Origin of the sequence: Paraburkholderia sp. USG1, from assembly GCF_031570135.1 — a bacterium.
Lineage (GTDB): Bacteria > Pseudomonadota > Gammaproteobacteria > Burkholderiales > Burkholderiaceae > Paraburkholderia > Paraburkholderia dioscoreae.
Genome location: NZ_JAMWXW010000005.1, coordinates 105,316 through 131,019, shown reverse-complemented (window position 1 = coordinate 131,019; position 25,704 = coordinate 105,316). Strand labels below are relative to the sequence as shown.

Genomic DNA, 25,704 nt, shown 5'->3' with positions numbered 1-25,704 from the left:
GGAGACTGCTTCATGCGTACCTTGCGCCAGATTGCCGCTGTGTCAGGTGTTGCGTTTACCCTTGCCGCCGCTTCGGCCGCCGCTCACGCGGAAAAGCTCACGATCATGGTCGGCGGCGCCACCAAGATCATCTATCTACCGGCCAAACTCACGGAGCAACTCGGCTACTTCAAGGACGAGGGCCTCGACGTCGAAATCCTCTCGCAACCGGCCGGCGTCGATGCGGAGAACGAACTGCTCGCAGGCGCGGTGCAAGGCGTGGTGGGCTTTTACGACCACACCATCGACCTGCAGAGCAAGGGCAAGGAAGTCCAGGCGCTAGTGGTGTTCGGGCAGGTGCCGGGTGAAGTGGAGATGGTCTCCACCAAGGCCGCCGATACCTTCAAAAGCATGGCCGACTCGAAGGGCAAGACGCTCGGCGTGACCGGACTCGGCTCGTCGACCAGTTTCCTTACGCAATACCTCGCACAACGTGCGGGCGTGCCGTCCACACAATACACACTGCTGCCGGTGGGCGCGGACAACAGCTTTATCGCGGCCATCAAGCAGAACCGCATCGAGGCGGGCATGACGACCGAGCCGACTATCTCGCAGTTGCTGAAAACCGGCGACGCCAAAGTGCTGGTCGACATGCGCACGCTGGAAAGCACGCGCGCCGCGCTCGGCGGCACCTATCCGGCTTCGAGCTTCTATGTGCAGCGCGCATGGGCGGAGTCGCATAAAGACGAGGCCGCGAAGCTCTCGCATGCTTTCGCGAAGACGCTGAACTTCATCGCGACCCACAGCGCGGAAGAAATCGCCGCGAAGATGCCAAAGGACTACTACGGCAACAATAAAGACCTGTACGTCGGCGCGCTGAAGGCGTCGCTGCCGATGTTCACGAAGGACGGCAAGATGCCCGCCGACGGTCCAGACACGGTGTTGAAGGTGCTGTCGGCGTTCAATCCCTCGGTGAAGGGCAAGCATATCGATCTCGCCAAGACCTACAGCAACGACTACGTGTCGGCGGCGGTCAAGACCGCAGCGAAGTAACGCTCTTTAATCAACGTCACGAGAACAGCGAGGCACCAGCCGATGAATCAACCCATGTCACGCGATACGCCAGCCATCGAGATGCGCAACGTATCGTGCCGTTTCATTTCTCCGGATGGCAAGGCGACGATCGCGTTGCGCGACTTCAGCATGTCCGTGGCACGCGGCGAATTCGTCGCGGTAGTCGGCCCCACGGGTTGCGGCAAGTCCACCACACTCAGCATGATTACCGGCCTGCTGAAGCCCACCACGGGCGAAGTGCGCGTGATGGGCGCGCCGGTGGACGGCATCGATCCGCGCATCGGCTTCGTGTTTCAGGCCGATGCCGTGTTCCCGTGGCGCTCTGTGCTCGACAACGTGGCGGCGGGCCCGCTGTATCGCGGCCGCTCGAAATCGGCCGCGTATGACGAAGCCAACGAATGGTTGCGCCGCGTGGGCCTCGACAAATTCGGCAAGCACTATCCGCATCAACTGTCCGGTGGTATGAGAAAGCGCGTGGCGCTCGCGCAAACCTTCATCAACAAGCCGGAAATCCTGTTGATGGACGAGCCGTTTTCGGCGCTCGACATGCAGACACGCACGTTGATGCAGGACGAACTTCTGCAATTGTGGGGGGGTGCCGGCTCGGTGGTATTCGTCACGCACGATCTGGAAGAAGCGATTGCACTCGCCGACCGCGTATTCGTGCTGACCGCGCGCCCGGCCACGTTGAAGAAAGTGTACGAGATCGATCTGCCGCGTCCGCGCGTGACGTCGGAGGTTCGCTACGACCCGCGTTTCATCGAAATCTCGCGTGACATCTGGCACGACCTGCGCGAAGAAGTGCAGATCGGTTAATCAAGGAACGGCAAACATGTCTACTACCTCTCAACAGATGATGCCTTCGGGCATCGACGCCGCGTCGCTCGCACAAGTCGAACGCGTGGCGCAAAAGCGTATCCGGCAACGTCACGCGCTCGTGATCACGTTGCGTATCGTCGTGCTGGTGGTCGTACTCGGCGGGTGGGAACTGTCCGCGCGCCTGAAGTGGATCGACCCGTTCTTTTTCTCGATGCCGAGTGCGATTTTCGACCAGATCGTCGACTGGTTTGTGAACGGCACCTCGCAAGGCCCGCTGCTCACCCAGGTGTGGGTCACGCTCGAAGAAACTGGGCTCGGTTTCATTATCGGTTCGGTGGCCGGTGTGTTCTGCGGCATCGTGCTTGGCCGTAACAAGCTACTGTCCGACGTTTTCAGTCTCTACATCAAGATCGCCAATTCGATTCCGCGCGTGGTGCTCGGCTCGGTGTTCGTGATTGCGCTGGGTCTGGGCATGGCGTCGAAGGTGGCGCTGGCAGTGGTGATGGTGTTCTTCGTCGTGTTCGCCAATGCCTTCCAGGGCGTGCGTGAAGCCGATCGTTACATGATCGCGAATGCGCAGATTCTCGGCGCATCGCGCCGTCAGGTCACCACCTCGGTGGTGATCCCTTCAGCGTTGAGCTGGATTCTTGCCAGCTTGCACGTGAGCTTCGGTTTTGCGTTGGTCGGTGCGGTGGTGGGCGAGTTTCTCGGTTCGAAGCAGGGTATCGGTCTGCTCATTTCCACCGCGCAGGGCGCATTCAACGCGAGTGGCGTATTCGCGGCGATGATCGTGCTGGCTGTGGTCGCACTGGCAGCGGACTATCTGTTGACCGCGGTCGAACAGCGGTTGTTGAAATGGAGGCCGGCAGCGGTTTAAGCGGATTATCCGGGCTGTGTAGAAGACGGCTTCGGGGAAAATGGAATGCCGTTCAGTCACAGGCTGAACGGCATTTTCTTTTGTACGGAACGAAGAACACGAAGTACCTTGAACGCGCAGTTCTGGTGCGCTACGCAGAAGCCGACGAATCCGCCGGTTTAATTCCCCACCGCCTGTCTCCCGCCAACAAACTGGTAGCCAGCGTTCGTTGGCCCGCACGCAACACATTTCCGCTCTCACACTCGCCGCAATAGCGTACAGCCCCGCCGCACAAGGCACTGTGCGCAGTGGCACGGTCGATGCGTAATAAGCGCCACCCAGTCGTGTACTTGCCAACATCGGGTAAATCGAGGTGCGTCATGTCGAGTGTGCAAAGTCAGCGTCGGCCAGTGAATTGGCGAAGCCGGTCTTTTCTCGCAGAAAGCGGTTCGAAGCATCGCACTCGAACCCGCCGCTTTGCGACCGGACTCGTGCCGCTCGGGTTGCGGACCGCCGGTTTCATCGGGCGAGGTCCGAAGCAATTGTGGCCGTATGTTTTGCCGTGGGTATTCGCGGTGCTTACCATCGGCTTCCTCTGCCTCGTCGTGCGCGGCGTACTCACGCGGCAATTGCTGGTGCCGCCCGTCGAAACGCCGCAGTCGCTGGTGGAGCGCGGCTATACGTCGAACTTTCTCGCGGAACGCATCATGTCTTCGATGAGAGCGATCGGCCAGGACGCCGAGTCGATTCCTCACGACACCATGACCGATAACGATGCGCAACCGGACATACAGATCCCCGGTCAGGAAATGTCGTATGCGACGACGGTGCGCTTCATCAAAGGCGTCATCAAGCGCACGGATGTTGTCGTTCACGTCGGCATCACCAAGGTGAACGACAGCGCGGACTCCTACATAGCCCATGTGCAGATAGAGGGCGGCCCCTTCAATTCCCGCGAAAGCACGGTGCCTTTCGAAGGACGCGATCTGGAAAAATTCGTGCATGACATTGCGGTCAAAGCCATGCGTCTCGCCGAGCCGAATATTCTCGCCAGCCATCTCTATTCGCAAGTGCAGAAAACCAGGTGCTCGCTCGCGCAGTGCAATTACGGCGAGATCGTCTCGATCTATGACGAGGTGCTGGCACTGCCCGCCTCCGAGCAAGGCGAATGGGCGCTGGCCGGCAAAGCGTGGTTGCTTGCCAATCAGGGCCTGTCCAAAGAGGCCGAACAGCAAACCCGAGAAGCGCTGACCGTGTACACGCATTCGGCGGTGCTGCGCGCAAGCCTCGGCATTGCGCTCGAACAGCAGCATCGCATCGACGACGCGCTCGCAGCATTACGAGCGGGTGCGAGCGAGAAGTCGAAGACGGCTGAAAATCTGCGTCTTCTCGGCGACGTGCTGTTGCATGCGAATCGCTATTCCGAAGCACTCGACGCGTTCAGGCAGGCGGGCAGCATGAAGCCGGACTCCGTCGACAACCTGCACGATTGGGGCGAAGCGCTCGTCACCGTGGGCCGCTACGACGAAGCGATCGAAAAGCTCTCCCGCGCGGTCGCACTGCGCCCCGATCTGGCGCCCTCATACGCGGAATGGGGCCGGGCACTGGATCGCAAAGGCGATCTGCTCGGCGCCTCGCGCAAATATGCGCAAGCGCAGCAACTCGACGCAGGGAGCGTCTCGGCGCGGGAAAGTCATCTGGCGCGGATCGCCAGGGCGGTTCAGGAAGGCGACCGCCCCGACACATCCACACCCGATGGACAGGTCAGACCCGTTTCAAATCCCCCCGCAGCACTTCCGTTTCAAACCGCCTGAGAGCAGTCGGCAGTATTGGATGGACCGCCACATAAATGGCCTGGCCCGAAAGCACTTTACCTTCGCAGTAGTACACACAGTGGAAGAGGAGATGGTCGATGGACAACTTCGATGATGCATTCAAGGCTCTGATCGGAAATGAAGGTGGGTACTCCTTCAATCCGCACGACCCTGGCGGTGAAACTATGTGGGGCGTGACGGCACGCGTGGCGCGCAGCCAGGGTTATACCGGCGCCATGAAAGATCTGCCTCTGGATACTGCGAAACAGATTGCCAAACAGAAGTACTGGGATCCGTTGCACCTCGACGAACTCGACGCGCGAGTGGCCTTCCAGATATTCGACGCCAATTACAACGGCGGCCTGGTGGTGTTGTGGATGCAAAAGGCGTCCGGCGCGAAAGAAGACGGCAAGTTCGGCCCGGACACACTGGACGCGGTCAAAAGCGCTGACCCGTTGAAGTTTGTCATGCGCTTTGCCGCCTATCGCTTGCGTTACCTGCGCAACCTGCATGCATGGCCCAATTTCAGCCGTGGATGGACAGACAGAATGGCCTCTAATCTTCTCCTGGGAGCAGCATGATGGACTGGTCAAAAGTAGCCTCGAACATTGGGAGCACCGCCCCGCTTCTCGCCGGGCTGGTGGGTGGTCCGGTTGGCCTGGGCGTGACAGCCGCCGCTTCGATCATTTCACATGCACTCGGAACGCCAAGCGATCCCACCTTCGTGGAGCCCGCCTTGAACGATCCCGGCGCACTCGAGAAGATCCGCCAGGCAGAGAGTGCGAACTCGTTGCAGTTGCAACAATTGATCGTCACCGCCGCCCAGGCGGGTCTCGCGCACCAAAGCGACATGGCGCGCATCCAGGCCGCCGATCGGGCCGACGCGCGCGCAATGGGAGTCTCCAACAAGGACTGGGTGCCGAAGGTGCTCGCTATGGCGGTTACCGCGGGATTCCTCGGAATTTTGCTGCTCATGGCCTTCCAGCCGCTGCCGGGGCCAAACAAGGATCTCGTCAACGTGATCGTCGGCGCGCTGGGTACGGCGTGGATCAGCATCATCGGTTACTACTTCGGCACGTCGATCGGATCGATGCGCAAGACCGAACTGCTCGCCAAGCCCAGTGTGCCCATTACGCCGGACAGCGCGGTCACGCTGCGTGAGCCCGCATCTTCGGCACCACGTTCACAAGCGGCTCCCGCGCCGTCGCATGCCGAGGTGTTCCAGCAGTTCGCGCCGGGCGCACAGGGTCCGATCTTTTCGGGTAACTGACTGGCGTTCCTGGCGTTCCGCAGTCCGGACGATGCAAGCGGCGAGGGAACGGCTCGCTGTGTGCATCGTCTGTTGAAGTCGTTTTGTCTCAGATTCAGCAACAAACATTACCTGAAACGGTGATTACTCTCTCCAAGTCGCAAAACTAGAATGCAATCACTGACTACGAACGAGAACGCTCGTAGCACGACAAAAACCGAACTGGAGGTAGTTCATCATGAAATCGCTCATTCAAGCTGTTGTTATCGCTGCTGTGCTCGCCGCTCCTGTGGCTTCGTTTGCGCAGTCCAACCAGCCGGTGACCCGCGCCCAAGTGCGTGCCGAACTGATTCAACTCGAAAAGGCAGGCTATCAACCGGGCCGCGACGACCCGTACTACCCGGCTGACATTCAGGCCGCCGAAGCTCGCGTCGCCGCTCAGAACGGCACCGCGCAGGCAGCGGAAAGTGGTTTCGGCGGTGTGGTGAGTGGCGCGTCACAAGCAGGTCGCCCGGTTCCCGCGAACGGCCCGAAATCGGTCTACTTTGGCAATTAAGCGGCAACTAAGCGGCAAAGTGGCCAAGCGGCAATGAGGCGGCGGCTATGCGGTAGTCAAGCGGTAACCCAGCCGTAACCTGCTGTTCAGCGGACTGCCCCGCGCAGGCACCAAGACTTGTGCACGGCGAGGACGCTCAGCGCGCAGATGACATGCGCGCACTGATTCAAAGAACTGGCCCGCGACCGAGTATTCCCGATCGCGGGCCAGTTGTGTATTCCTTACCTCCGTCATCGGGCTTCCGATGACTTCCGCCTGGACCTTCACGGTCCGGGCGCTTTTTCCCAGCGTGCGGTTTGGCGGCGCCTCTGTGAATATCACAACGGCCTCGGCAACAGCCGGTGACGGGTCCGTTTCAGATATTGGGCCCGCGAACCCCGTCAGTCGCGAGCGACCAGATCGCCCACTTGGCCGCGCCCGGTGACGAGACAGCTCGACAGAAAATTCTCGCCCTGACTGCTGGCGCCAGTGTCTCCAAAGCCTTTTTTCAGCGCGTCCGATTTGACCAGTTCGGCGCCCTGATGGCACGTTATCGTCCCCATCTCACCCGCTTGCGCGCGCATCAGCGCCCTATCCGCCATCAGATAGCCGAGCAGCAGCACGACGGCAATATTGAACGCTTGTCTCATGGTTAGCCTCCTCTTTTGAGCAGACTAACGCGAACCTCGGATGCATGGTCCTAGGGGTTTCCCCATCGGGCGCTATTCCATGATGCAGATTAAATCACCCAATGCTTCCGCGCGATCCGCCACGCGGAGCGACCGGACCCGGCGCTGTCCGCAGAAAACGGAACTTCTGGATGCTCCGCTGCACGCGTTTGGTGTTCCGCTCGAACAGCAGATAAACGGCATAGGCATACACATAGCACAGGGCGAGCATGCCCAGCAGCACTAGCGCGCCGCGGGCATCGAACTGGATACGCTGCCCGAATCCGACCGCGGCGACGAATAGAATGAACGAGAAATGCGTCAGATACAGTGAATACGAGAACCCGGAAAACCGTATCGCGATACGCGACAGCGGCGCCGGATGCAGCCGGACGTTTTCCCAGAGAATGCAGCGCAGGAATATGAAGCACGGCACGCCGACGATCCAGTCGTTACTCCACAGGAACAAACGCGAGCACACCAGCGCCGCGACAAACACTGCACCGCTCGCGAGCGTGAACCAGGGCAAGCCCGTACGCGCGCTGCGCGCCGGAAAGCGCTTTTCCAGCACCACCAGGACGACGCCGAGCAGCCATAGTCCGAACCCGCTCAGAAGCGACGGGAACACAATCATCGTGGCGAGTGCGAACGCCGCAGCGGCGAAGGCGCCGAAACCGCGACGCTGGCGCAATAGCACGAAACACGCTGGAAACCAGAGGTAATACCAGAACTCGTTGGCAAGGCTCCACAGCGGCCCATTGGAGCCATAAGTACCGCACGCCAAGGTCTGCAGGAACACGAGATTGCAGGCCAGCGTCGCCGCGCCGAGATGCGACGCGACGTTGATCTGCTGATCGAACGTCCCTTCGGTGCCGAGATAGAATGGTCCGCCCGCCAGCGCGATGCCCATGCGATCCCAAAACATTGTCAGCAGCAGTGCGGGAATCAGCACGATCCACAACCGCGACATGCGCTCGGTCAGATAGCGCTGCCAGTTCCATGTCCCGGCCTCGGCCTGGCGCAACACCGAACCGCCCACGAAGTATCCGCTCAGCAGAAAAAACACGATCACCGCAGTGTGGCCGTAGTTGCTGACAAAATAGAACGCCTTGCCCGCCAGCCCGATTCCGGCACTTGAACGGTAGTCGACGAACATGAGATTGCGCAGATGACTCACGCATACCGTGCCTGCCGCCAATGCGCGGATCAGGTCCAAAGTGTCGCAATGCTGTTTGCCGGTGGGCGCCATGTGAGTCTGAACTGGACAGAGAAGTTGTCCATCAAACTACGGCTCACCCTGCTTTTATTCGGTACGTTCGCCCACATTGCCTATGAGACAGGCGGGCTATCCGTCGGAATACGGCGAGGCCCCTCATCGAACCGCAAACGGTTCACGAGGTTCAGAAACGCGCTTCGATCTGCCTGATTCTCTGTTCGACCGCGTGACGCACCAGTCCATTCGAAGGCACCAGCAACAGCGACGAAGCGATGATCTGATACACCTTATTGCGCCGTACCTTGGACACTTTCTGCGGATCGAGCCAGGCGTCGTTGTCCACCAGCAGGATCAGCGTCTCCAGACCGATCAGAATCGGCCACAGGCTCGCGAGGCGCAGCCGTACGGCAGACGCGGGAATGGCCAGCGTATAGTCGAGAGCTTCGCGGAAATGATCCACGGTCTTGCGCAGAAGCTCGATCATCAACGGCCGGGCACGCACGGAGTTGCCCGGCAACAGCAGGTCTTGCGCGCTTAGACCATATCGGTCGAGCATGGTCTGCGGAAGGTAGCAGCGGCCGATCCGCAAATCCTTGCCGCAATCACGCAACACGTTGGTCATCTGCAGCGCCTTACCGAAACGCACGCCGCGCCGCGCCATGATCTCGGGCCGTTCCTTCAGCGTGCCCGGCATGTGCGCGTAAGTCATCGTGGTCCAGAATTCGCCCACGCAACCCGCCACCAGATACGTGTAGCGGTCGAGCTCGTCGTATTCGCGCAGCGCCGCGATCTGGCCGGAACGTTCGTCGGGGAAAGTGCGAAGGTCGAACTCCATGCCTTCGGTCAGCGTCGATACGATCTCGCGCACCGCCTCGCGGTCGAATTCGCTCAGTTGCGACAGCACGTCGAGCGCGGGGCCGAGCGATTTGAGCAGGACTTTCTCATCCGACTGGACCTGCTGCCCCGCCACTTCGGCGGCCATGCGCTGGAACAGCGCGGCGTCGTCTGTTGCGCCGTTCACCTGTTCGCGCAGCGATAGCAGCAGGGCAAGCCGCCGTTGGGGCGCGATCAGCGAGGTGTCCGCAATCGTGTCGGCCGCACGCGCCAACAGGTAGGCAAGTCCGATTGGATCGCGCATCCCGGCGGGCAGCACGCGCAGCGTGAGATAGAAGGAGCGTGAAACGCCTTTCAGGAGCGGGCCGAGAAGAAAGGCCCGGGTCGGATTCGGCATGGATGGGATCAGGTCAGGATTGGCGAAAAGCGGGCAAGAATCTGGCGCTGCCGAATTGTATACGGCGCGGCGCTCCCGCTCTCCTTCCCGTCATCTTGCACGGATGAAAGACTTGCCTGCATGCCGGCGCTCAGCACGGGCCGTCGCGCCCATTCGCCACACCTCCCGCATGCGCCGCCCGGTTATTGCCGTTCGCCAAGCCAGCCGCTGCCAGGTAGAATCCCCCTGCATCCATGCCGATGTGCAGCGTTGCCGTCCCGCAGCGGGAACGCGAATTGCTGGCGTATGTAGTTTGAGCAACAGACGGTTCGGGTACGAGCTGTCGCTTTTGCACACCTTGAATGACACTTCGACAATGACTATCCACGAATCTCCGACGTCTTCCCGATCCAATGTCGAAACGGGCGTCCCCGGTTTCGACGAGATCCTGGGCGGAGGTCTGGTCCGCGGCGGCGTCTACCTGCTGGAAGGCATGGCGGGCGCCGGCAAGACGATTCTGTCGAGCCAGATTGGTTTTCATCGTGTAAGCCAGGGCGAGAAGGTGCTGTATATGACCTTGATCGCCGAATCGCACGACAAGCTGCTCGGGCATCTCAAGGGACTGAGCTTCTTCGACGAGAACGCGGTCGCACAGCAGATGCTGTTCGTGTCCGGCTATCACGAACTGATGCAGGACGGTCTCGACGGCTTCCTCAAGCTGATCGCGTCGAGCATTTATGACTACCGGCCGAGCCTGATGATTATCGACGGCTTTCGCAGCGCGCGCGAATTCAGCGAAACCGAGTTGTCGCTGTCGAAGTTCATTCATGAGCTGAACGCGCTGGTCGCGGCTATGGATTGCACGACCTTGCTGCTCGCCCCGCTCTCCGGTAACGAACCGCATCCGGAACATACGCTGGTCGACGGCCTGATCGAACTGAACCGGTACAGCGACGGCATGCGCCGCGCGCGCGAAATCGAAGTCCACAAGATGCGCGCGCGCAATCACCTGATGGGCAAGCATTTCTTCCGCATTGCCGAAAGCGGCCTGTTGATGTTCCCGCGTCTCGAAGCGCAATGTGCCGTGCAGCCGGGTCCGGTGGATCTGAAAACGCGCCTCGGGTTCGGCCTGCCGCATCTCGACGCCCTGCTCGGCGGCGGCTTTGCGCGAGGCTCCACGACTACGCTGATCGGCCCGTCGGGCGTCGGCAAGACGCTGCTCTGCCTGCAATTTCTCGCCGCCGGCATCGCGCGTGGCGAACGCTGTGTGTATCTGGGCTTCTACGAAGGACCGCAGCGGTTGATCGGCAAAGCCGAGGCTGTGTCGATCGGGCTTACCGAAGCTCATGAGGACGGCCGGCTCGTGATCCAGTGGCAGCCCGCCATTGAGCTCGCCGTCGACGAACTCGCGGCCACCGCACTCGCCACGGTCAGGAAGATCGGCGCGTCGCGCATCGTCATTGACGGCGTAGAAGGATTCCGCGATTCGGCGTTGCGCACCGAGCGCTTCGGCCTCTTTCTGAATGCGCTGCTGCACCAGCTTCGCGAAGCCTGCGTCACCACCTTGCTGACAGAAGAGCTGCCGCTTTACGCCGATTCCAGCCATGCGAAAAGCGTGCGGGTCTCGGCGCTGACCGAAAATCTCCTGCTGCTGCGCTACGCCGAAACGGAGGCGGGTCTGCGGCGCATGATTTCCGTGGTCAAGCAGCGTGAAAGCGCCCACGACACTTCCTTGCGAGAGCTCGTGATTTCGTCTCAGGGTCTCGACGTGGTCGAAAACCTGGGGAACCCCGCCAGCGCGTACCCGGCAACAGGCCTGTCGGCCACGCTGCCACCGCGACGAAATACGTAGCCGCCCATGAAAACCATCCTGGTCGTGGACGACGAGTTCGACATTCTCACGGTATGGCGGCTACTGTTGGAACGGCACGGCTACACCGTGATGGTCGCGTCGAACGGGGCCGCCGCACTCGAACAGATACGCAAGACGCGGCCCGACATCATCGTGTCGGACTGCATGATGCCGGTCATGTCGGGGCTGCAATTGTGCGCGGCGCTGAACGCCGACCCCGATCTGCGCGCCATTCCGATCATTCTGTGCAGCGCGGCCGCGGATATCCCCGTGCAGCCGAATCCGACCATCGAATACGCACGCAAGCCGCTTTCGTTCGACACACTGCTGGCGATGCTTCAGCGCATGGCCGTATAAAGCGGCGCCGGACCGCTGACCTGGCGGGCTGCAGCGCTTGCTGCGAGCGCGCCCGTCCACAACCTCTTTCTCCTTGCGAGAACATCCGGGCTACACGGAAAACCGCGACGAAACGCAACGCCGCAAAAATCCTCCACCCGACCGCTTCCAGCATCTTGAGACGATCGCGCCATTTGTTGAGCGTGCCCAGCGTTCCGCGTTTTGCCACCGCCTTTTACAGTACGCCATCGATCGCGCGAAGCCGGAACAGTGGAGCGCGACGCAATTTTCGGAGGATCGGTGATGAACAGCAATCGTGGGACGATTCCAGTTGCTTTCTTCGGAATCGCAGTGGGCGCGCTGGCGTTCGCCAACTTGTGGCGCGTAGCGATCAGGCTCTGGCACCTGCCGGCCGCCATCGGCACCTTGATGACGGTGGCCGCGCTCGTCGTGTGGCTGGTGATTCTGGCGGCATACGGCCAGAAGTGGCTGACGCATGCCGCCGAAGCCCGCGCGGAAATGCAGCATCCTGTGCAATCGTCGTTTGCGGCGCTCGGCCCCGTTTCGAGTCTGCTGGCCGCGCAGCTTCTCCAGCCGTACGCGCACACTTTGGCGCTCGCGCTGTTCGGCGTGGCCGTGGTCGCGCAACTCGCGCTCGGCGTGTATTTGCATGGACGGCTCTGGCAGGGCGGGCGCAAGCCCGAACTGGTGACACCTGCCATTTATCTGCCGACCGTGGCACCGAGCTTCGTGGCGGGCACGGCTGCGGCCGCCTTCGGGTTCCATCAACTGGGCGGGCTTTTTTTCGGGGTGGGTCTGTTGTCGTGGCTCGCGATCGAATCGCTGATCCTGCACCGCGCCGCCGTGCATGAACCGCTGCCCGACGCATTGCGCCCGTTGCTGGGCGTGCAACTCGCGCCGCCGGTGGTGGGAGGCGTGACCTATCTGAGCCTGAGCAGCGGCACGCCCGACCTGTTCGCCCTGGCCCTGCTAGGTTACGGCCTGTACCAGGCGCTGTTGCTGCTGCGTCTGCTGCCGTGGATTCGCCAACAGGCTTTCGTGCCGGGTTACTGGGCCTTCAGCTTCGGCGTAGCAGCACTGCCCACGATGGTCCTTCGGATGGTCGAACGAGGCGCGACGGGTCCGGTCGAATGGGCCGCGCCGGGTCTGTTCATCGCGGCGAATCTGATCATCGCGATTCTGGTGGTGAAGACGCTGGGTTTGCTGGTGCATGGCAAGCTGATTCCCGCCACGGCCACTGCGGCCGCCGGTTCGCGGCCCGCATCGCAGGCACCGGCCGCTTCACGTATCGTACGGGCCGGCTAGCTCCCCGGAACGGATGGAGCGAGGCTATCGGAATTCGGCCGGCCGCTGACAAACGATGATAAGTTAGTCAACTCAAAAGAAAACCTTATGCCTTCGCCATGCGACCGTATCTTCCGTTGAACGCGCTGCGCGCTTTCGAATCGTCCGCGCGGCATCTGAGTTTCACGCGCGCGGCGCTCGAACTGAACGTCACCCAGGCCGCCGTCAGCCAGCAGGTCAGAACCCTGGAGGAGCGGCTCGGCACTGCACTTTTCAAGCGTCTGCCGCGCGGCCTTGCCATGACCGATGAAGGTCTCGCGCTGCGTCCCGTGTTGACCGATGCGTTCGATCGTATCGAAGCCGTACTCAAGCAATTCGAAGGTGGCCACTTTCACGAGGTGCTGACGGTCGGCGTAGTGGGCACGTTCGCGGTGGGCTGGCTGATGCCGCGCCTGAAGTCGTTTCGCGACGCGCATCCGTTCGTCGAACTGCGCCTGCTCACGAACAACAATCTGGTCGATCTCGCGACCGAAGGTCTCGACTTCGCGATCCGCTTCGGCGACGGCACGTGGCCCGGTTCGCTCGCAACCCGCCTGCTCGACGCGCCGCTCGCGCTGCTATGTACGCCGGAGATCGCCGCGCGTCTGTCGAAGCCGGAGGATCTCGCCAACGAGACCTTGCTGCGCTCCTATCGCGCCGACGACTGGATCAGCTGGTTCGCGGCCGCTGGCATTCCGCCGCGGCCGATTCGCGGACCGGTGTTCGATTCGTCGCGATTGATGGTGGAAGCGGCGATGCAGGGCGCGGGTATCGCGCTCGCACCCGCATTGATGTTCGATCACGAGATCAACACAGGCCGGCTTGTGCACCCGTTCGAGGTGGAGGTTCATGCCGGCAGTTACTGGCTGACTTGGTTGAAGGGCAAACCCATTACACCGGCGATGCTGCTGTTCAATCGGTGGATCATCAAGGAGGCGGTCGCACAGGCGCCGAATTAGCCGGCTAGCAAAGCACCGTGCGGCGATGGCCGTTCATTGCGGGCCGTTCGGCTTGCGGCGGGAACACATTCCACGAGCCGTCGTCATGACGGAAGAAGAAGATCGATAGCAGCCCGCCAGGCCGCAAAGCTTCCACGCACACATAGCGCTGATGCTGCGATGCGCGGTGGCAGAACTGCACGACGCGCGCGGGCATCGACGGGGTCGGGGCGAGCCATTTGTCCACAGCCCAATGCAAGCTCTTTTCTGCGGCAGCCATGATGTTCTCCTTGAATACCTGAATCACTGAAAATGAGGGGTGCCCGTTCACGCCATCCGCACGGAACCCTGAGCGCCCTTCGCACTGCTTTCCACGAAAGCCTTCACGAGGCACACCAGCGCATGCATGCCGGTGCGCGGATGGCGCAGGCAGCAATGCACTTGTTCGCTGCGGCTTTCACCGAGCAGGCACCACGAACAGAAGTGCTCGCAGTTGTTCGTGAGCAGGCGATAGTGGTTTTCGCCGAGACGGGAGCGCGCGCGCCGTACGGCTTCGTCGCCGACGTAGCGGGCGGACGGAGTCGAACGGATCGACAGCGGGTGGCCGGCGGCGAATTGTTCCAGTTCCACTTCCTCAACCGGGCCGCGATGCGCTGAGCTCGCAAAGCCCGCGTAATGAACCACGCGACCATTGCCCACATAGATACCGTGGTGTTCGTAACCGCGACGTTGCGTGACGAGATGCGCGCCGACCGGCAGGTCGATGGTGGACGCGGCGTCGCGGCGGTCTTCGCTGCTTTCGCTGCTCGTCTGAAGAGGGTTCGTGTTCATGGCTGGCCTCGCTTCGATTTCCAACACTGTTGCGAGGTTATTTGCATCATCCGGGCCATGCGCGCGAAAGCCTTTATTTAAAGGGTTTCGCGGGAAATCGGATCGTTGCGGATGCGACGAGTGTCCGTTGCCAGCCGACAGAATTTCGCCCAAAGTGTTGGCGTAGGGCGCTCATTCGTCACGGCTGCGCGGGGTGGAAGCGCGTCGATTAATGAGGACGGGTGAAACGCCTCGATGTGTTGGGCGCAGTATCGGTTCAATCCCGAGCTTGTTGGGCGCCAGCCGACCCATGACTACGCGCCTCACCTTGCGCGGGATATGCAAGCACGCGGAATCGCCCGGCAATCAAGGCGTTACGGCAAACCGCGTGAATCGTCCGCGAATTGGCATGGCACTTGCACCATTTCGCCCAGACTCATTCAAACCGCGCGTCACCGCGCGCGTTACACGCGGCCAACCGGAGAACGACATGGCTTCTATCACAGTGAACGACCTCTCGCTGAACCTCGCGCTAGACCGTAAAGCGATGACAGCGATTCGCGGTGGCGGCGGCGCACCGTGGGTATACGGCTGGATCCAGCCTTATGTACGCAATACGCCGAGCATTGGACCCGTCGTGAACCTGTACGACGTGACCAACAACTTCTATGCTAACCAGATGATCAACACGTTCCAGTCGATCGACGTACGCAACGCCGGCGCGAACTCGAACATCAGTGTCTCCCCCGACGCACGCAGCAGAAACGATACGGTGTAAACGTTGTGACCTGTGCCAGCCAATTTCGCTGGACGTCGTCCGCGCGTTCCGACGCCGGACGCGTCCGCGAAATCAACGAAGATGCCTGCCTCGACCAGTCCGAGCTCGGACGCTGGGCCGTCGCCGACGGCATGGGCGGGCACGCGGTCGGCGATCTGGCGAGCCGTCTGGTGATCGATGCACTCGCCCGGCTCACCTCGCCGGTCAGCATGAAAGCCTTCGTCGCCGACGCGCGCGCGCGCCTGCAAAGCGCCAATCGTCAACTGCGGGAAGAAGCCGCGCGACGCCAGGTGCAGCGTATCGGCAGTACGGTCGTCGTGCTGCTCGCCTGCGACCGCTTCTGCGGCTATGTGTGGGCCGGCGACAGTCGCCTGTATCTGCTGCGCGAAGGCAGCTTGCGGCAGCTCACACGCGATCACAGTCAGGTCGAAGCGCTCAAGTCGCTCGGCGTGATCTCCGAGGAAGAGGCACGGCATCATCCGGCGCAGCACATGATTACGCGCGCTGTAGGCGCGACAGACGTGCTCGAACTCGACGACGATGCCATCGAAGTCGTGGACGGCGACGTCTTCCTTCTCTGCAGCGACGGCCTGAGCAACGAGGTCAGCGAAGAAGACATGCTCGCCGTGCTGAGCAAGGCGGCGAGCGCGAACGCCTCTGAAGAGCTCGTCGACCTGGCGCTCGCGCGCGGCGGTCGCGACAACATCACCGCCGTGGTCGTGCGCGCAGAAGATCCCAACGCATCGGACAAAACCCTGCTTAACCCGGCCCCCTGAGCGCATCTTCGTCGCGCTGCGGGCTTACGTCTCGCCTTCTTCGTCGTCATGGTCGTCCGCGCCGTTCCTGTTCGCGGCCGGCTGATTGCGGTTGCGGAAATCCTTTGAATGCAGACCATGCTTCTTCAGCAGCATCTGCAGATGCGAACGGTTCATGTCGATACGGCGAGCCAGTTCCGCGACCGTGCCGCTCACTTCGCGAAGGCCGCGCTCGAGAAAGGCTTTTTCGGCGTCGTCGCTGGCGGCACGCTTGGCGTCGCTCAACGACATCAGGTTCGTCACGCTGATTGGTTCCTGCCCCGTGGCAGTCGCGGCGTTAAACGACGACGCCGCTCCGGGCGCCGCCGGTCGCATGTCCAGCGGCAAGTGATCGATATCGGCCATATCGCCGGCCAGACACGACACGCGATACATCACGTTGCGCAGTTCGCGGATATTGCCCGGATACGCATAGTTGAGCAGAAAGTCCCGCAGACGCGGCGTCATTCGCACGGGCCTGCGCTTCAACGTACCGGCGGCTTCATCGCCGAACCACGCAATCAGCAATGGGATTTCATCGCGACGCTCGCGCAGCGGCGGCAGCGTGACATGAATCACGCTGAGCCGGTAGAACAGATCCTCGCGAAACTTGCCCTCTTCGCTGAGTTGCCGCAGATTGCGGTTGGTCGCCGCGACGATGCGCGTATCCACCGCGATTGTTTCATCGGAGCCGACGCGCTGAATCTCATGCGCTTCCAGCACGCGCAGCAGCTTCACCTGGCCGGCGAGCGGCAATTCGCCGATCTCGTCGAGAAAAATGGTACCCGTATGCGCGCTTTCGAATTTCCCCTTGCGGTCGCTCGAAGCCCCCGTGAACGCGCCTTTGCGATGTCCGAACAGTTCCGACTCCAGCAGATTGTCGGGAATCGCGCCGCAGTTCACGGAAATAAACGGTTTGTCGGCGCGCGAGCCGTTGGCGTGAATCACCTTCGCCATCAGCTCCTTGCCGGTGCCGCTTTCGCCGTCGATCAGCACGGGTAGATCGGTCGGCGCCGCTTTCTCGGCGATTTCGAGCGATTCGAGCAAACGCGGATTGTCGCCGAAAGTCCCCTCGAAAATGAAGCTGCGTTCGAGTAGCGCTTTGCGCCGCGCGCCGCGCGATTGATCGACACGCTCCTGGGGCTCGGCGGCCACTGCCGCTTGCACGAAACGTTCCTTGTGCGACAGTTGCATCACCTCGTCGCGTAGCGAGGTGGCTTGCCGGAGTAGTTTGTCGATGTCCGCGCGCTCCAGCCGCGACGACCAGCGCAACGTGGAGCGCAAAATCTCGATCCGCTCGATCAGCCCCGCATACGAAATTGCGGGACTGGCCTCTTCAATCTGGTCGAGTATCTTCATCATCACGCACTCAACTGTTTCTGGACCAACTGGTAATACATACCGCCGCGCTGAATCAGCTCTTCGTGACGGCCCTGTTCCACAATCGCTCCTTCGTACAGCACGAGAATCTTGTCCGCACGCATGATCGTGCTGAGTCTATGCGCGATGATCACCGCCGTGCGGCCTTTCAGGATGTCGTGCATATTGCCGAGAATATTGCTTTCCGATTGCGAGTCCAGTGCCGAAGTCGCTTCGTCGAATACCAGCAGCCGCGGATCGTGATACAGCGCCCGCGCAATGCACAACCGCTGGATCTGCCCGCCCGACAAACCGATTCCGCGCTCACCGACAATCTGCTCATAGCCGAGCGGCATCTTGCTGATGAACGCGTGCGCGTCGGCCATCTTCGCCACTTCCTCGATGCGGCGCCGATCGGGCGCATCGTCTCCGCTCGCGATATTCTCGGCAATCGTGCCGGAAAACAGCAGGTTGCTCTGCATCACATAGCCGATCTGCGCGCGGTAATAGGCTTTATCGACCACGCCGAGATCGTAACCGTCTATCGTCATCTTGCCCTCGGTTGGCGTGTAGAAGCCGACCAGCAACTTGGCGAGCGTGGTCTTGCCCGAACCGCTGCGCCCGACTATCGCCACCAGTTCACCCGGCTTGATATCGAAGCTGATGTTTTCGAGCACGTACGACGAGTCGTTTTCGCCGTAGCGGAAATAAACGCCGCTCAGACTGATTTCGCCCTGGAGTTCTGGCAGCATCACACGCGAAGGCAGATCCTGAGGCTTCTGCTCGGGTTCGATATCGAGTACATCGCCAAGGCGTTCCATTGCCACGCCGGCATCATTCAGCATGCTCCACAAGCCGACCAGGCCCATCAACGGACCCAGTACGCTGCCCATGAACGCGTTGAACGCGATCAACTGGCCGATCGTCATTTCGCGCGCCAGCACGAGATTCGCGCCGACCCAGAGAATCGCAATCGTGGTCGCGGCATTCAGCAACTGACTGCCGAGTCCCACGAGAATGTTGAACGCATGCGCGCGATATTGCACTTCGAGCGCCTTCGCGTACTTCTTCTCCCAACGCAAACGCACCGGCCGCTCGATACCCATGCCCTTGATGGTCTCGACACCTGCGAGCGCTTCCATCAGAAACGACTTCGATTCGGTCGACGCGGTGAACACTTCGCGCGCATAGCCTTTGATCTTAGGCGTGGCGATCGCGGTCAGCGCCATGATCGGAATGACGAACGCAATCAACACCAGCGTCATCTTCACGTTGTAGACGAACATGATCGTGAAGTAGATGAACACCATCAGCAGGTTCAGCGCCGTGGTGACTGTGGATTCGGTCAGGAAAGCGCGGATCGTCTGGTTCTCCTGGAAGCGCGCGAAAATGTCGCCGGTCTTGCGCTTGGCGAAAAACGAGAATGGCAGCGACAGGGTGTGCCTGAAGAACTGCGACATCATCGCGAAGTCCATATTGCGCACCATGAAATTGGCCAGATAGGCGCGAATCGACGACATCAACTGCGAAAAGACATTGGCGATAATCAAGCCGCCAATCAGCAGATGCAGCAGGCTGACATTCTGATGCACGATCACGCCGTCCAGAATGTTCTGGATAATCAGCGGCGGAATCACGCCCAATACCTGAATCACGAAGGTGGCGAGAAACAGGTGGCCGAGAATCTTCTTGTACGGCGTGAGGTAGCCGACAAAGCGGATCCACGGCGAACGCGCGGCGGACATTTGCAGCAGATTCGGGCCGCCGGCAAACAGCAGACAGGTGCCGCTCCAGCCGCGCTCGAAATCTTCGACGGTCATCTTCCTGAAGCCGACCGCCGGGTCCGCGACCCACACATAATCTTTTGAAAGCCCATACACCACGACATAGTGGTAGCCCTCCCAGTGCACGATGAACGGCAGGTCGAAGCCGCGCAACGAATCGAACGTGCATTGCACGCCGCGCGCTGTGAAGCCAAGCGACTCGCCCGCACGCGCGAGACTGTCGAGCGTGGCGCCCTGAGTGGTGACGTTGGCGAGTTCGCGCAATTTGCCGAGCGTCATCGGAATGCTGTAGTGGCGGCATATCATCGCAAGACATGCCGCGCCGCAGTCCATTTCCTCGGCCTGTTCGACCAGCGCGAAGCGTTTGATCACCTTCTCGCCAAACTCGGGTTTGGTCTGCAGATCGAGCATGAGCGGCAGCTTGCGCCGCTGTTCGAGCCGCTTTTGCCGCTGCAATTCGCGGTCGCCGTAACGAATCCGCTCGTCGAGTACTTCGCGCAACTTCGGATTGCGTTCGAGAATGAAGTGGACCGTGCGCTCAGGAATCACCAGTAGCCGCGTATCGGTCGTCGCGACAGCCGAGGCCATCTGCTCCTGGCGCATCAGGCAAGCTTTCTCGCCGAATATCTCGCCTTCGCCGAGCGTGGCGAGCGTGTAGTCACGACCTTCCTCGTGCCGGACAATACGCACTTGGCCCTGCCGCACCACATACAACCGCCGGTCCTCGCGTCCATCCTGCTTGAGAATCTCCTTGCCGGCTGCGACCCGCTTCACACCGACGCTGCGCACATACTCTTCGAGTTCCGCCTTGTTCAGCTTGCCACGCAGATCGAACAGTTGCGCGACGAAACCGCCCGCGGAGTTGATTGCCACATAACTGGCGACGAACGCCAGCGCGGCCTGATTGCCGGCGATCACCGGCTCGATCGCGGCACGCGGAATGAACAGCAACTCGGTTTTCGCCGACGCCCGCACCGACGCTTCGTGAACATAGGCGCGCAGCATCGCGATATCGGCAAAGATCTCGCCGGATTTGCGCACCCCCATGCTGGTTTCCTTGCCGTGCTCCTCCGTGAAAATCCGCACGGAACCCGAGCGAACCACGTATAGCCCGTCGGCCGTCTCGCCCGCGGAGCAGACCGTTTCGCCGAAGGAATAGAAGCGCGCTTGCGCATATTCGGCAAGACGCTCGATCTCGTCGCGCGAAAATGGCGAAAGGATCTCCACCGAGGTCAGAAACTCGGCTGCGGAGGGCGCGGTCTGGGGTGCATCCATGTGCTTGCGGACCTCGAATCGGCGTGTCGTGGCGTTGTTTCAATGCGGCATGCAGGGCGCGAACGGACTAGCGCGCTTCGATCACGTGTTCCTGCGCACGTGCGATCAGCCAGCTTTCGCGCAACAGCCGCCTGACTTCGGCGGCCACGTCGGCGTCCAGCGTCGCGGGATATTTGGCCGTGACGGCGAAAATCTCGAAGCACGAGCGATCCGCCGATGGAAACGGCCCCAGCAGGTCGCCCACAGCCGCGTTGAAAATCTTCGCTTCGATATCCGGCTTCAATGAGCCTCGCAGCACCTTGCCGATCACGCCACCCGCCTCGCGCGTATCCGCAATCGAGTGCTCGCGCGCCATGTCGGCAAAACTGTCGGGATCGTCGTGCAGATACGAAATCATTTCCTTCGCCTTGCCCTCGCTGTCGAGCACGATATGGCTCACCTCGATCGCGTCGAATTTCGGCGAATTCAGCGCGAAGTAATCCTTGATAGCGGCCTCGTTGCCGATCTCGTCGAGCATCTTCTCCTGATACAGTCCGTCGGTAATGAAAGCCTCGAACTCGTCGAGACTGACGTTGAGCGCGTCGAGGTACTGATTCATATCCGTCGCGCGATGCAAGCCGCGCACGCGGCGGAATTGATCGGCGCGTTGCTGGATTTCGTCGGCGCTCACGGTTATGCCCTGCTTCTTCGCCGCGTGAACCGTGAGCTTGTCGCGCACGATCTGCTCGATCAGGCTTTCGAACTGGCCGGTCAGTTTCAGAAGGCGAATGAACTCGCTCACGTCCACGACTTCGTCATCGATTCGCACTATCGCGGTCATTTCATCCGCTCCTTTAATTGACGTGTGATCCGCGCGGTCAACCCGCTACCTGCCTGAACGGATCGAGACCCAGGTCGATCAGGCGGCGCTCGCGCACCACGATCTCGGCGCTTGCCGTCATGCCGTAGCGCAACGGATAGCGCGTGTCGGCAATCTGGTAGTAATCCTTGTCGAGCGTGACGCGGCCTTCGTAGACCGGCTGCTTGTCCGTCGACGACGGCTTGGTGGCCGGGGAAATATAGGCCAGCGTGCCGTTGATCAGCCCATAGCGCTGATAGGGAAAGGCGTTGAACTTCAGCTTGACGGGCAAGCCTTCGTGCAAAAAAGCGCGATCGTGTTCGGCAATTTCTATTTTCAGCACGGGCCGTGCGTCTTTCGGCGCAATGCCGCCGAGCGGCGCGTTCGCCTGAATCTTGTCGCCGCGCTGCGTCGAGGTCACGTCGGTAATGACGCCCGAGACCGGCGCGAGGATCAGCAGAAAATTATCCTTGTCGATGTTCTCGAAGCGAATCCGCGCGGCCGCCTCGGACACCAGCCGCGCACTTTGCAGTTGCAGGCGCAACTTGTCTTCCGCGTCGGTAATGTCGCGCACCGCCGAATCGTATTGAAGCTGCAGGTCGGTGGTCTGCTGGCCACTGGTTTCCAGTTGCGCATTCGCCTGTGCGTATTCATGGCTCAGGCGGAAATCCAGCTCCGCGAGTTTTGATTGCGCGACACGGTACGCGTTATCCGCTTCCATCGCCGCAGTGCGTTTCTGCTCCACCTGCAATTCGGCAATACCGCCTCCGCCCGGCTGCGCGAACAGCCGCGAGTAGCGGTCCAATTCCTGGCGCGCCGCTTCACGCGTGCGCCGGGCATTGTCGAGCACGCTGCGCGCTTCGTCGAGTTCGGCCTTCTGCCCTTCCGCGAGTTTGGTCGTGCCTTCGGAGACGCGATTTTCGTGCTGGTGTGCTTCCACCTCCATCTGCGCCTTGAGCGCGGCCGCTTTACGCTCCATCAGCGCTTTCTTCTCAGGGAACTGCTTCCAGTCGCGCTCGGCGTCTTCCAGTTTGAGTTGCGCTTGCAACGCGTTGCTGGCGGCCTCGATTGCACCGCGCGCGTTCAACCGCGCCAGCACGTCGCCCTTCGATACGGGTTGCCCCTCGGCGATATACAGATCGGCAAGCTCGCCGTCGATCGGCGCGTAGATCCGGCGCACCTCCGATTCCGGCGACAGGGTGCCTTGCGCGCTAACGATCACATCCGCACGCCCCACGAACGACCACAGCAGTCCCACCACGACCAGCGCGACCATCGCCCAGATCAGCGCGCGCGCAATCCGCACGGGCTCCGCCGTGAGAATCGCAATGCCCTCGACGCTGTGATCTTCCAGCGCCTCCGACAACGGTCTAGGGTGACTGTCGCGCTTCACTCTGCTCGCCTCCGATCAACGCCAGCTTCGCTTTCAGAAGTCCCGGATCCAGCACCATGCGCAGTTCCGTCAGCGAACGGCGCTGCAAATTCGCTTCGGCTTCGATATCCGCAAGCAGACGGTCGAAGTCGGCGGGATGATCGGCCTTCAGTTGCGTGTAAATACGCATGCCCTGTTGCGCCGACGTTTGCGCATCGGAAAGCAGACGCGCCTCGCTGCGAAATCCCGGCGAAATACCGGCTTCGAGACGTTGCGTTCCGCCGATCGATCCGCCCGCGCGATATTGTTTCCACAGGCTCTGCGCGCGCAACAGCAGATCCTGCGCACGCGCCAGTGCCTTGTCGTGCAACGCGGCTACGTCTTTCTGGATCGACTGCAAAAACCACACGTCCGTTGCAGGATCGAGGCTCGCGTAGAACGACAGCAGGCGCTGGTCGTAATCCTTGTCGGCGCGCGTCTTTTGCAGGTTCGCGTATTGATCGAGCAGGGCTTTCTTGTGCGCCAGCTCGGCGGTGAGCACATCGGACCACGGCCCGGCGGGCATGGCCTGCAAACCGGCCAGCGCCTGCTGTGAGTCGCCGTGCTGCCATGCCGCCGTCACCGCGTCATGGCGCGCAATCACGTCAGGGGAAGGCAAACGGCTGGCCGCCATTTGTTGAAACTGCGCCTGAAAAGGCGGCGTGCCGAAATGCGCCGATTTCAGCATGGCGACCAACGGTGCCAATTGCCGGCTCAGCGCGGCATTCAGCAAGTCCGTGTATTGGCGCAAATCCTGACGCACCCGGTCAATGCCCGCGAGACGCGGGTAGCGCTGCGCGTAATCGTCGAGCACGGGTGGCAGCGCGTCGGGTTTGTCGCGCGCCAGTTCGGTGCGAATCGTCCCGTTCAGGCGATCGATCGCGGCGAGGTAGACCGAATCGTCGCTTTCGAGTTTGCGCAGATGGCTCAGCGCCTGCGCATAAGGGTCGGCGAATACGGGTACATAAGAAGCGATACGGTCGAGCGCGCGCTGGTGACTCTTCGCGTCGTCTTCCCAGCGTTGCAGGAGGTTGCCGATCGTGCCCTCGTCCGTGTACATGCGAATCGGCGCATCCATGCCACCGCGTCCCGCCACGAAGCGCTCCAGATCGCCGACCCATTGCAATTCACTAATCAGCGACGCCGCATCCGCATTGTTCGCGCTCAATGACTTCATTTCGTTGAGCAGTGCGTCGGCCTGATCGAACTGCGCCTTTTCCAGCACGTTCAGCCAGTTGGGGAGTTTCGCCTTCAACAGCGCCTCACTCGCTAGCGCGCTGACTTTCGTGTCCGCGGGATGGCTCGCCAGATAGCCCGTTGCCGTGGTCACCGCGCTGCTGTAATCGCCGTTGGCCAGCAGGTTCTTCAACTCGCGCTCCGACGAACCGCGCATATATAGCGTCGATGCAATCGCAATCAGCGCCACCAAGCCGACGCCGCCCCAAATCGCGATGCGCCGCACGCTCGCGCGATCGCCGATCGCAAAGGCCTTGCCGAGTTCACCCGCGAGCAAACGCCAACGTTGCGGCCTGCGTTTCGCCGCTCCCGCATGGGCGGCTCCGTTCGCACCATTCGCACCGTTCGTTCCGTTCGCTCCCTTTTCCGTACCCGTCGGCGTATCGCGTTTCCCATGCGCGGAAATAGGCTGCGCCGCCTCGTTGACTTCGTCTTCACGCTGCAGGCCTGGATCGACGCAAAAGATGTCGAGGAAAGAATGCGCGGCGCCGACGAAGGTGGTCTTGTCAGGATCGGCAGCTTCAGCGGCGGCCGGATTGAGGAATAGCTGGGTCACGGTGGGCTCGACTTCAGGGGTCTTCTGCAGCGTCACCCTGTAGACGAAGTGATCTCCGCCAAATGCAACGACGTCTCCCTCTACGAGCGGCAACGCGGATTCGTCCAGCCGCTTTCCGCCGACGAATGTGCCGTTGGTGCTGCCGAGATCTTCGACGTAGAGCTCGCCGCCCTTCAGAAAGATATGCGCGTGTCGCCGCGAAATGTAATTGACCTGATGCGGATAGCGGTCCTTGTAGCGCGAAAAGACGTCGTCCGATTTGCTGACGAGAAACGGAAACGCCTGCACCTCGATGAGTTGCAGGCCGAGATCGTCCCGCTGCGGCACCAGCAGCAGTCCCGGCGCGACGGCCGAACCGGCGGCCGCGACGATACGCGCGCGCGGCTCGATGCTCACCCGGTAGCAGAGCTCGTCGCCAAAGCACAGTTCATCGCCGGCGCGCACGCGTGCCGGTGTTTGCCGCACCGCGACGCCATTCACCGTCGTGCCGTTCTTACTGCCGAGGTCTGCCACGTACACCGCGCCATGTTCCATGAAAATCCGCGCATGACGGCGCGACAGGCGCGCAATCCGTTCCGCCGGATAGTCGGTAAATGGTGCCTCGCTGCGCCCGATTGCGAACAGGTTGTCGACGATCCTGATCGCGTCGAGCGCAGGACGTTGCGCGGACGCAGCCGGCGACAACACCACGTCGAACGCAGCGCCTTCAGTCGCGCGCATCTCAGCAATCGGAGCTTCGCCGGCGGCCATTTTATCTGGATCACTAAGCGTTTACCCGTTGCGCTGGGTGCGCAACGGAAACGGGACGAAGGACTACGGCGGAAAGATATGGTTCGAGTGAGCCGTGCATGAGCGGGCTCCTTAAAGATTGTAAGTCACACATGGCGAGTGTCAATTTTTCGATTGTCAGTTATGAAGGCAACGAGTGCGTCAGATACAGCCGAAATACCCCCTGCTGCGCGCCACGTTACGG

Annotated in this window: 23 protein-coding genes; 13 read left to right on the top strand and 10 right to left on the bottom strand. The window is 61.3% G+C overall.

Going from position 1 to position 25,704, the window contains the following annotated elements; translation table 11 throughout:
• Nucleotides 1-12 precede the first annotated feature (12 nt).
• The 7 genes from NE850_RS08750 (at nt 13) to NE850_RS08720 (ending at nt 6,347) form a co-directional block, all read left to right on the top strand.
• On the top strand, nt 13-1,032 hold the full coding sequence (locus tag NE850_RS08750) for an ABC transporter substrate-binding protein (protein ID WP_007178236.1): 1,020 nt from the start codon (nt 13-15) through the stop codon (nt 1,030-1,032).
• 42 nt (nt 1,033-1,074) lie between these two features.
• Nucleotides 1,075-1,869: an ABC transporter ATP-binding protein gene (locus tag NE850_RS08745; RefSeq protein ID WP_007178237.1), complete on the top strand. Its 795-nt coding sequence runs from the start codon at nt 1,075-1,077 to the stop codon at nt 1,867-1,869.
• Nucleotides 1,870-1,885: 16 nt separating this feature from the next.
• Nucleotides 1,886-2,749 carry an ABC transporter permease gene (locus tag NE850_RS08740; RefSeq protein ID WP_007178238.1) on the top strand — a complete coding sequence of 288 codons (864 nt, stop codon included), beginning with the start codon at nt 1,886-1,888 and terminating at the stop codon, nt 2,747-2,749.
• 359 nt (nt 2,750-3,108) lie between these two features.
• Nucleotides 3,109-4,542: a tetratricopeptide repeat protein gene (locus tag NE850_RS08735; protein ID WP_007178239.1), complete on the top strand. Its 1,434-nt coding sequence runs from the start codon at nt 3,109-3,111 to the stop codon at nt 4,540-4,542.
• Between the two features lie 98 nt (nt 4,543-4,640).
• A complete protein-coding gene (locus NE850_RS08730) occupies nt 4,641-5,123 on the top strand; it encodes a glycoside hydrolase family 108 protein (RefSeq protein ID WP_007178240.1) in 483 nt (160 codons plus the stop codon).
• Complete coding sequence (locus NE850_RS08725; protein WP_007178241.1) at nt 5,123-5,812, top strand: hypothetical protein; 690 nt, start codon at nt 5,123-5,125, stop codon at nt 5,810-5,812. The genes NE850_RS08730 and NE850_RS08725 overlap by 1 nt, the downstream gene beginning before the upstream one ends.
• 217 nt (nt 5,813-6,029) lie before the next feature.
• Nucleotides 6,030-6,347 (top strand): DUF4148 domain-containing protein, encoded by a 318-nt coding sequence (locus NE850_RS08720; protein WP_007178242.1) that lies wholly within the window; start codon nt 6,030-6,032, stop codon nt 6,345-6,347.
• A 380-nt stretch (nt 6,348-6,727) separates the two neighbouring features.
• Here the strand turns inward: NE850_RS08720 and NE850_RS08715 are convergent, their stop codons facing one another.
• From NE850_RS08715 to NE850_RS08705, 3 genes are all read right to left on the bottom strand, one after another.
• Entirely contained in the window at nt 6,728-6,976 is a 249-nt protein-coding gene (locus tag NE850_RS08715; protein ID WP_007178243.1) for a hypothetical protein, read from the bottom strand.
• A gap of 94 nt (nt 6,977-7,070) precedes the next feature.
• Nucleotides 7,071-8,243: an acyltransferase gene (locus NE850_RS08710; protein WP_007178244.1), complete on the bottom strand. Its 1,173-nt coding sequence runs from the start codon at nt 8,241-8,243 to the stop codon at nt 7,071-7,073.
• A 151-nt stretch (nt 8,244-8,394) separates the two neighbouring features.
• Nucleotides 8,395-9,441, bottom strand: coding sequence for a phytoene/squalene synthase family protein (locus NE850_RS08705; RefSeq protein WP_007178245.1), 1,047 nt, complete (start codon nt 9,439-9,441; stop codon nt 8,395-8,397).
• Nucleotides 9,442-9,796: 355 nt separating this feature from the next.
• Between NE850_RS08705 and NE850_RS08700 the strand changes: the two genes are divergently transcribed.
• The 4 genes from NE850_RS08700 to NE850_RS08685 all read left to right on the top strand — a co-directional run bounded on the left by NE850_RS08700 (nt 9,797) and on the right by NE850_RS08685 (nt 13,911).
• The gene (locus NE850_RS08700; RefSeq protein ID WP_165189305.1) at nt 9,797-11,272 is read left to right on the top strand and encodes an ATPase domain-containing protein; all 1,476 of its coding nucleotides are present in this window, start codon (nt 9,797-9,799) and stop codon (nt 11,270-11,272) included.
• Nucleotides 11,273-11,278: 6 nt separating this feature from the next.
• Entirely contained in the window at nt 11,279-11,629 is a 351-nt protein-coding gene (locus NE850_RS08695) for a response regulator (RefSeq protein ID WP_007178247.1), read from the top strand.
• Nucleotides 11,630-11,911: 282 nt separating this feature from the next.
• Nucleotides 11,912-12,934, top strand: a complete 1,023-nt coding sequence (gene tehA, locus NE850_RS08690) for a dicarboxylate transporter/tellurite-resistance protein TehA (RefSeq protein ID WP_007178248.1) — start codon at nt 11,912-11,914, stop codon at nt 12,932-12,934.
• Nucleotides 12,935-13,032: 98 nt separating this feature from the next.
• Entirely contained in the window at nt 13,033-13,911 is an 879-nt protein-coding gene (locus NE850_RS08685) for a LysR family transcriptional regulator (RefSeq protein ID WP_007178249.1), read from the top strand.
• Nucleotides 13,912-13,915: 4 nt separating this feature from the next.
• Here the strand turns inward: NE850_RS08685 and NE850_RS08680 are convergent, their stop codons facing one another.
• Entirely contained in the window at nt 13,916-14,170 is a 255-nt protein-coding gene (locus tag NE850_RS08680) for a hypothetical protein (RefSeq protein ID WP_007178250.1), read from the bottom strand.
• Nucleotides 14,171-14,217: 47 nt separating this feature from the next.
• A complete protein-coding gene (locus NE850_RS08675; RefSeq protein ID WP_007178251.1) occupies nt 14,218-14,721 on the bottom strand; it encodes a lecithin retinol acyltransferase family protein in 504 nt (167 codons plus the stop codon).
• A gap of 469 nt (nt 14,722-15,190) precedes the next feature.
• Here NE850_RS08675 and NE850_RS08670 point away from each other — a divergent pair, with 469 nt between their 5' ends.
• Nucleotides 15,191-15,478, top strand: a complete 288-nt coding sequence (locus NE850_RS08670; protein WP_007178252.1) for a hypothetical protein — start codon at nt 15,191-15,193, stop codon at nt 15,476-15,478.
• A gap of 5 nt (nt 15,479-15,483) precedes the next feature.
• On the top strand, nt 15,484-16,254 hold the full coding sequence (locus NE850_RS08665) for a PP2C family serine/threonine-protein phosphatase (protein ID WP_007178253.1): 771 nt from the start codon (nt 15,484-15,486) through the stop codon (nt 16,252-16,254).
• A gap of 24 nt (nt 16,255-16,278) precedes the next feature.
• On the opposite strand, the gene NE850_RS08660 is transcribed toward NE850_RS08665, so the two are convergent.
• The 5 genes from NE850_RS08660 to NE850_RS08640 form a co-directional block, all read right to left on the bottom strand.
• On the bottom strand, nt 16,279-17,634 hold the full coding sequence (locus NE850_RS08660) for a sigma-54-dependent Fis family transcriptional regulator (RefSeq protein WP_007178254.1): 1,356 nt from the start codon (nt 17,632-17,634) through the stop codon (nt 16,279-16,281).
• Nucleotides 17,634-20,690, bottom strand: a complete 3,057-nt coding sequence (locus tag NE850_RS08655; protein WP_007178255.1) for a peptidase domain-containing ABC transporter — start codon at nt 20,688-20,690, stop codon at nt 17,634-17,636. Before NE850_RS08655 ends, NE850_RS08660 begins: the two co-directional genes overlap by 1 nt.
• A gap of 67 nt (nt 20,691-20,757) precedes the next feature.
• Complete coding sequence (locus tag NE850_RS08650; RefSeq protein WP_007178256.1) at nt 20,758-21,510, bottom strand: peptidylprolyl isomerase; 753 nt, start codon at nt 21,508-21,510, stop codon at nt 20,758-20,760.
• Nucleotides 21,511-21,547: 37 nt separating this feature from the next.
• Nucleotides 21,548-22,921 carry an HlyD family efflux transporter periplasmic adaptor subunit gene (locus NE850_RS08645; protein WP_007178257.1) on the bottom strand — a complete coding sequence of 458 codons (1,374 nt, stop codon included), beginning with the start codon at nt 22,919-22,921 and terminating at the stop codon, nt 21,548-21,550.
• Nucleotides 22,899-25,481, bottom strand: coding sequence for an FHA domain-containing protein (locus tag NE850_RS08640; RefSeq protein WP_165189310.1), 2,583 nt, complete (start codon nt 25,479-25,481; stop codon nt 22,899-22,901). The genes NE850_RS08645 and NE850_RS08640 overlap by 23 nt, the downstream gene beginning before the upstream one ends.
• Nucleotides 25,482-25,704: the final 223 nt, after the last annotated feature.

What these genes read in the sequence shown, in the direction of transcription:
- NE850_RS08695 (WP_007178247.1), top strand. Translation starts at nt 11,279, where the DNA reads ATGAAAACCATCCTGGTCGTGGACGACGAGTTCGACATTCTCACGGTA.
- NE850_RS08650 (WP_007178256.1), bottom strand. Translation starts at nt 21,510, where the DNA reads ATGACCGCGATAGTGCGAATCGATGACGAAGTCGTGGACGTGAGCGAG.
- NE850_RS08710 (WP_007178244.1), bottom strand. Translation starts at nt 8,243, where the DNA reads ATGGCGCCCACCGGCAAACAGCATTGCGACACTTTGGACCTGATCCGC.
- NE850_RS08745 (WP_007178237.1), top strand. Translation starts at nt 1,075, where the DNA reads ATGAATCAACCCATGTCACGCGATACGCCAGCCATCGAGATGCGCAAC.
- NE850_RS08680 (WP_007178250.1), bottom strand. Translation starts at nt 14,170, where the DNA reads ATGGCTGCCGCAGAAAAGAGCTTGCATTGGGCTGTGGACAAATGGCTC.
- NE850_RS08750 (WP_007178236.1), top strand. Translation starts at nt 13, where the DNA reads ATGCGTACCTTGCGCCAGATTGCCGCTGTGTCAGGTGTTGCGTTTACC.
- NE850_RS08700 (WP_165189305.1), top strand. Translation starts at nt 9,797, where the DNA reads ATGACTATCCACGAATCTCCGACGTCTTCCCGATCCAATGTCGAAACG.
- NE850_RS08725 (WP_007178241.1), top strand. Translation starts at nt 5,123, where the DNA reads ATGGACTGGTCAAAAGTAGCCTCGAACATTGGGAGCACCGCCCCGCTT.
- NE850_RS08740 (WP_007178238.1), top strand. Translation starts at nt 1,886, where the DNA reads ATGTCTACTACCTCTCAACAGATGATGCCTTCGGGCATCGACGCCGCG.
- NE850_RS08640 (WP_165189310.1), bottom strand. Translation starts at nt 25,481, where the DNA reads ATGGCCGCCGGCGAAGCTCCGATTGCTGAGATGCGCGCGACTGAAGGC.
- NE850_RS08715 (WP_007178243.1), bottom strand. Translation starts at nt 6,976, where the DNA reads ATGAGACAAGCGTTCAATATTGCCGTCGTGCTGCTGCTCGGCTATCTG.
- NE850_RS08685 (WP_007178249.1), top strand. Translation starts at nt 13,033, where the DNA reads ATGCGACCGTATCTTCCGTTGAACGCGCTGCGCGCTTTCGAATCGTCC.
- NE850_RS08705 (WP_007178245.1), bottom strand. Translation starts at nt 9,441, where the DNA reads ATGCCGAATCCGACCCGGGCCTTTCTTCTCGGCCCGCTCCTGAAAGGC.
- NE850_RS08655 (WP_007178255.1), bottom strand. Translation starts at nt 20,690, where the DNA reads ATGGATGCACCCCAGACCGCGCCCTCCGCAGCCGAGTTTCTGACCTCG.
- NE850_RS08735 (WP_007178239.1), top strand. Translation starts at nt 3,109, where the DNA reads ATGTCGAGTGTGCAAAGTCAGCGTCGGCCAGTGAATTGGCGAAGCCGG.
- NE850_RS08660 (WP_007178254.1), bottom strand. Translation starts at nt 17,634, where the DNA reads ATGATGAAGATACTCGACCAGATTGAAGAGGCCAGTCCCGCAATTTCG.
- NE850_RS08720 (WP_007178242.1), top strand. Translation starts at nt 6,030, where the DNA reads ATGAAATCGCTCATTCAAGCTGTTGTTATCGCTGCTGTGCTCGCCGCT.
- tehA (WP_007178248.1), top strand. Translation starts at nt 11,912, where the DNA reads ATGAACAGCAATCGTGGGACGATTCCAGTTGCTTTCTTCGGAATCGCA.
- NE850_RS08675 (WP_007178251.1), bottom strand. Translation starts at nt 14,721, where the DNA reads ATGAACACGAACCCTCTTCAGACGAGCAGCGAAAGCAGCGAAGACCGC.
- NE850_RS08730 (WP_007178240.1), top strand. Translation starts at nt 4,641, where the DNA reads ATGGACAACTTCGATGATGCATTCAAGGCTCTGATCGGAAATGAAGGT.
- NE850_RS08670 (WP_007178252.1), top strand. Translation starts at nt 15,191, where the DNA reads ATGGCTTCTATCACAGTGAACGACCTCTCGCTGAACCTCGCGCTAGAC.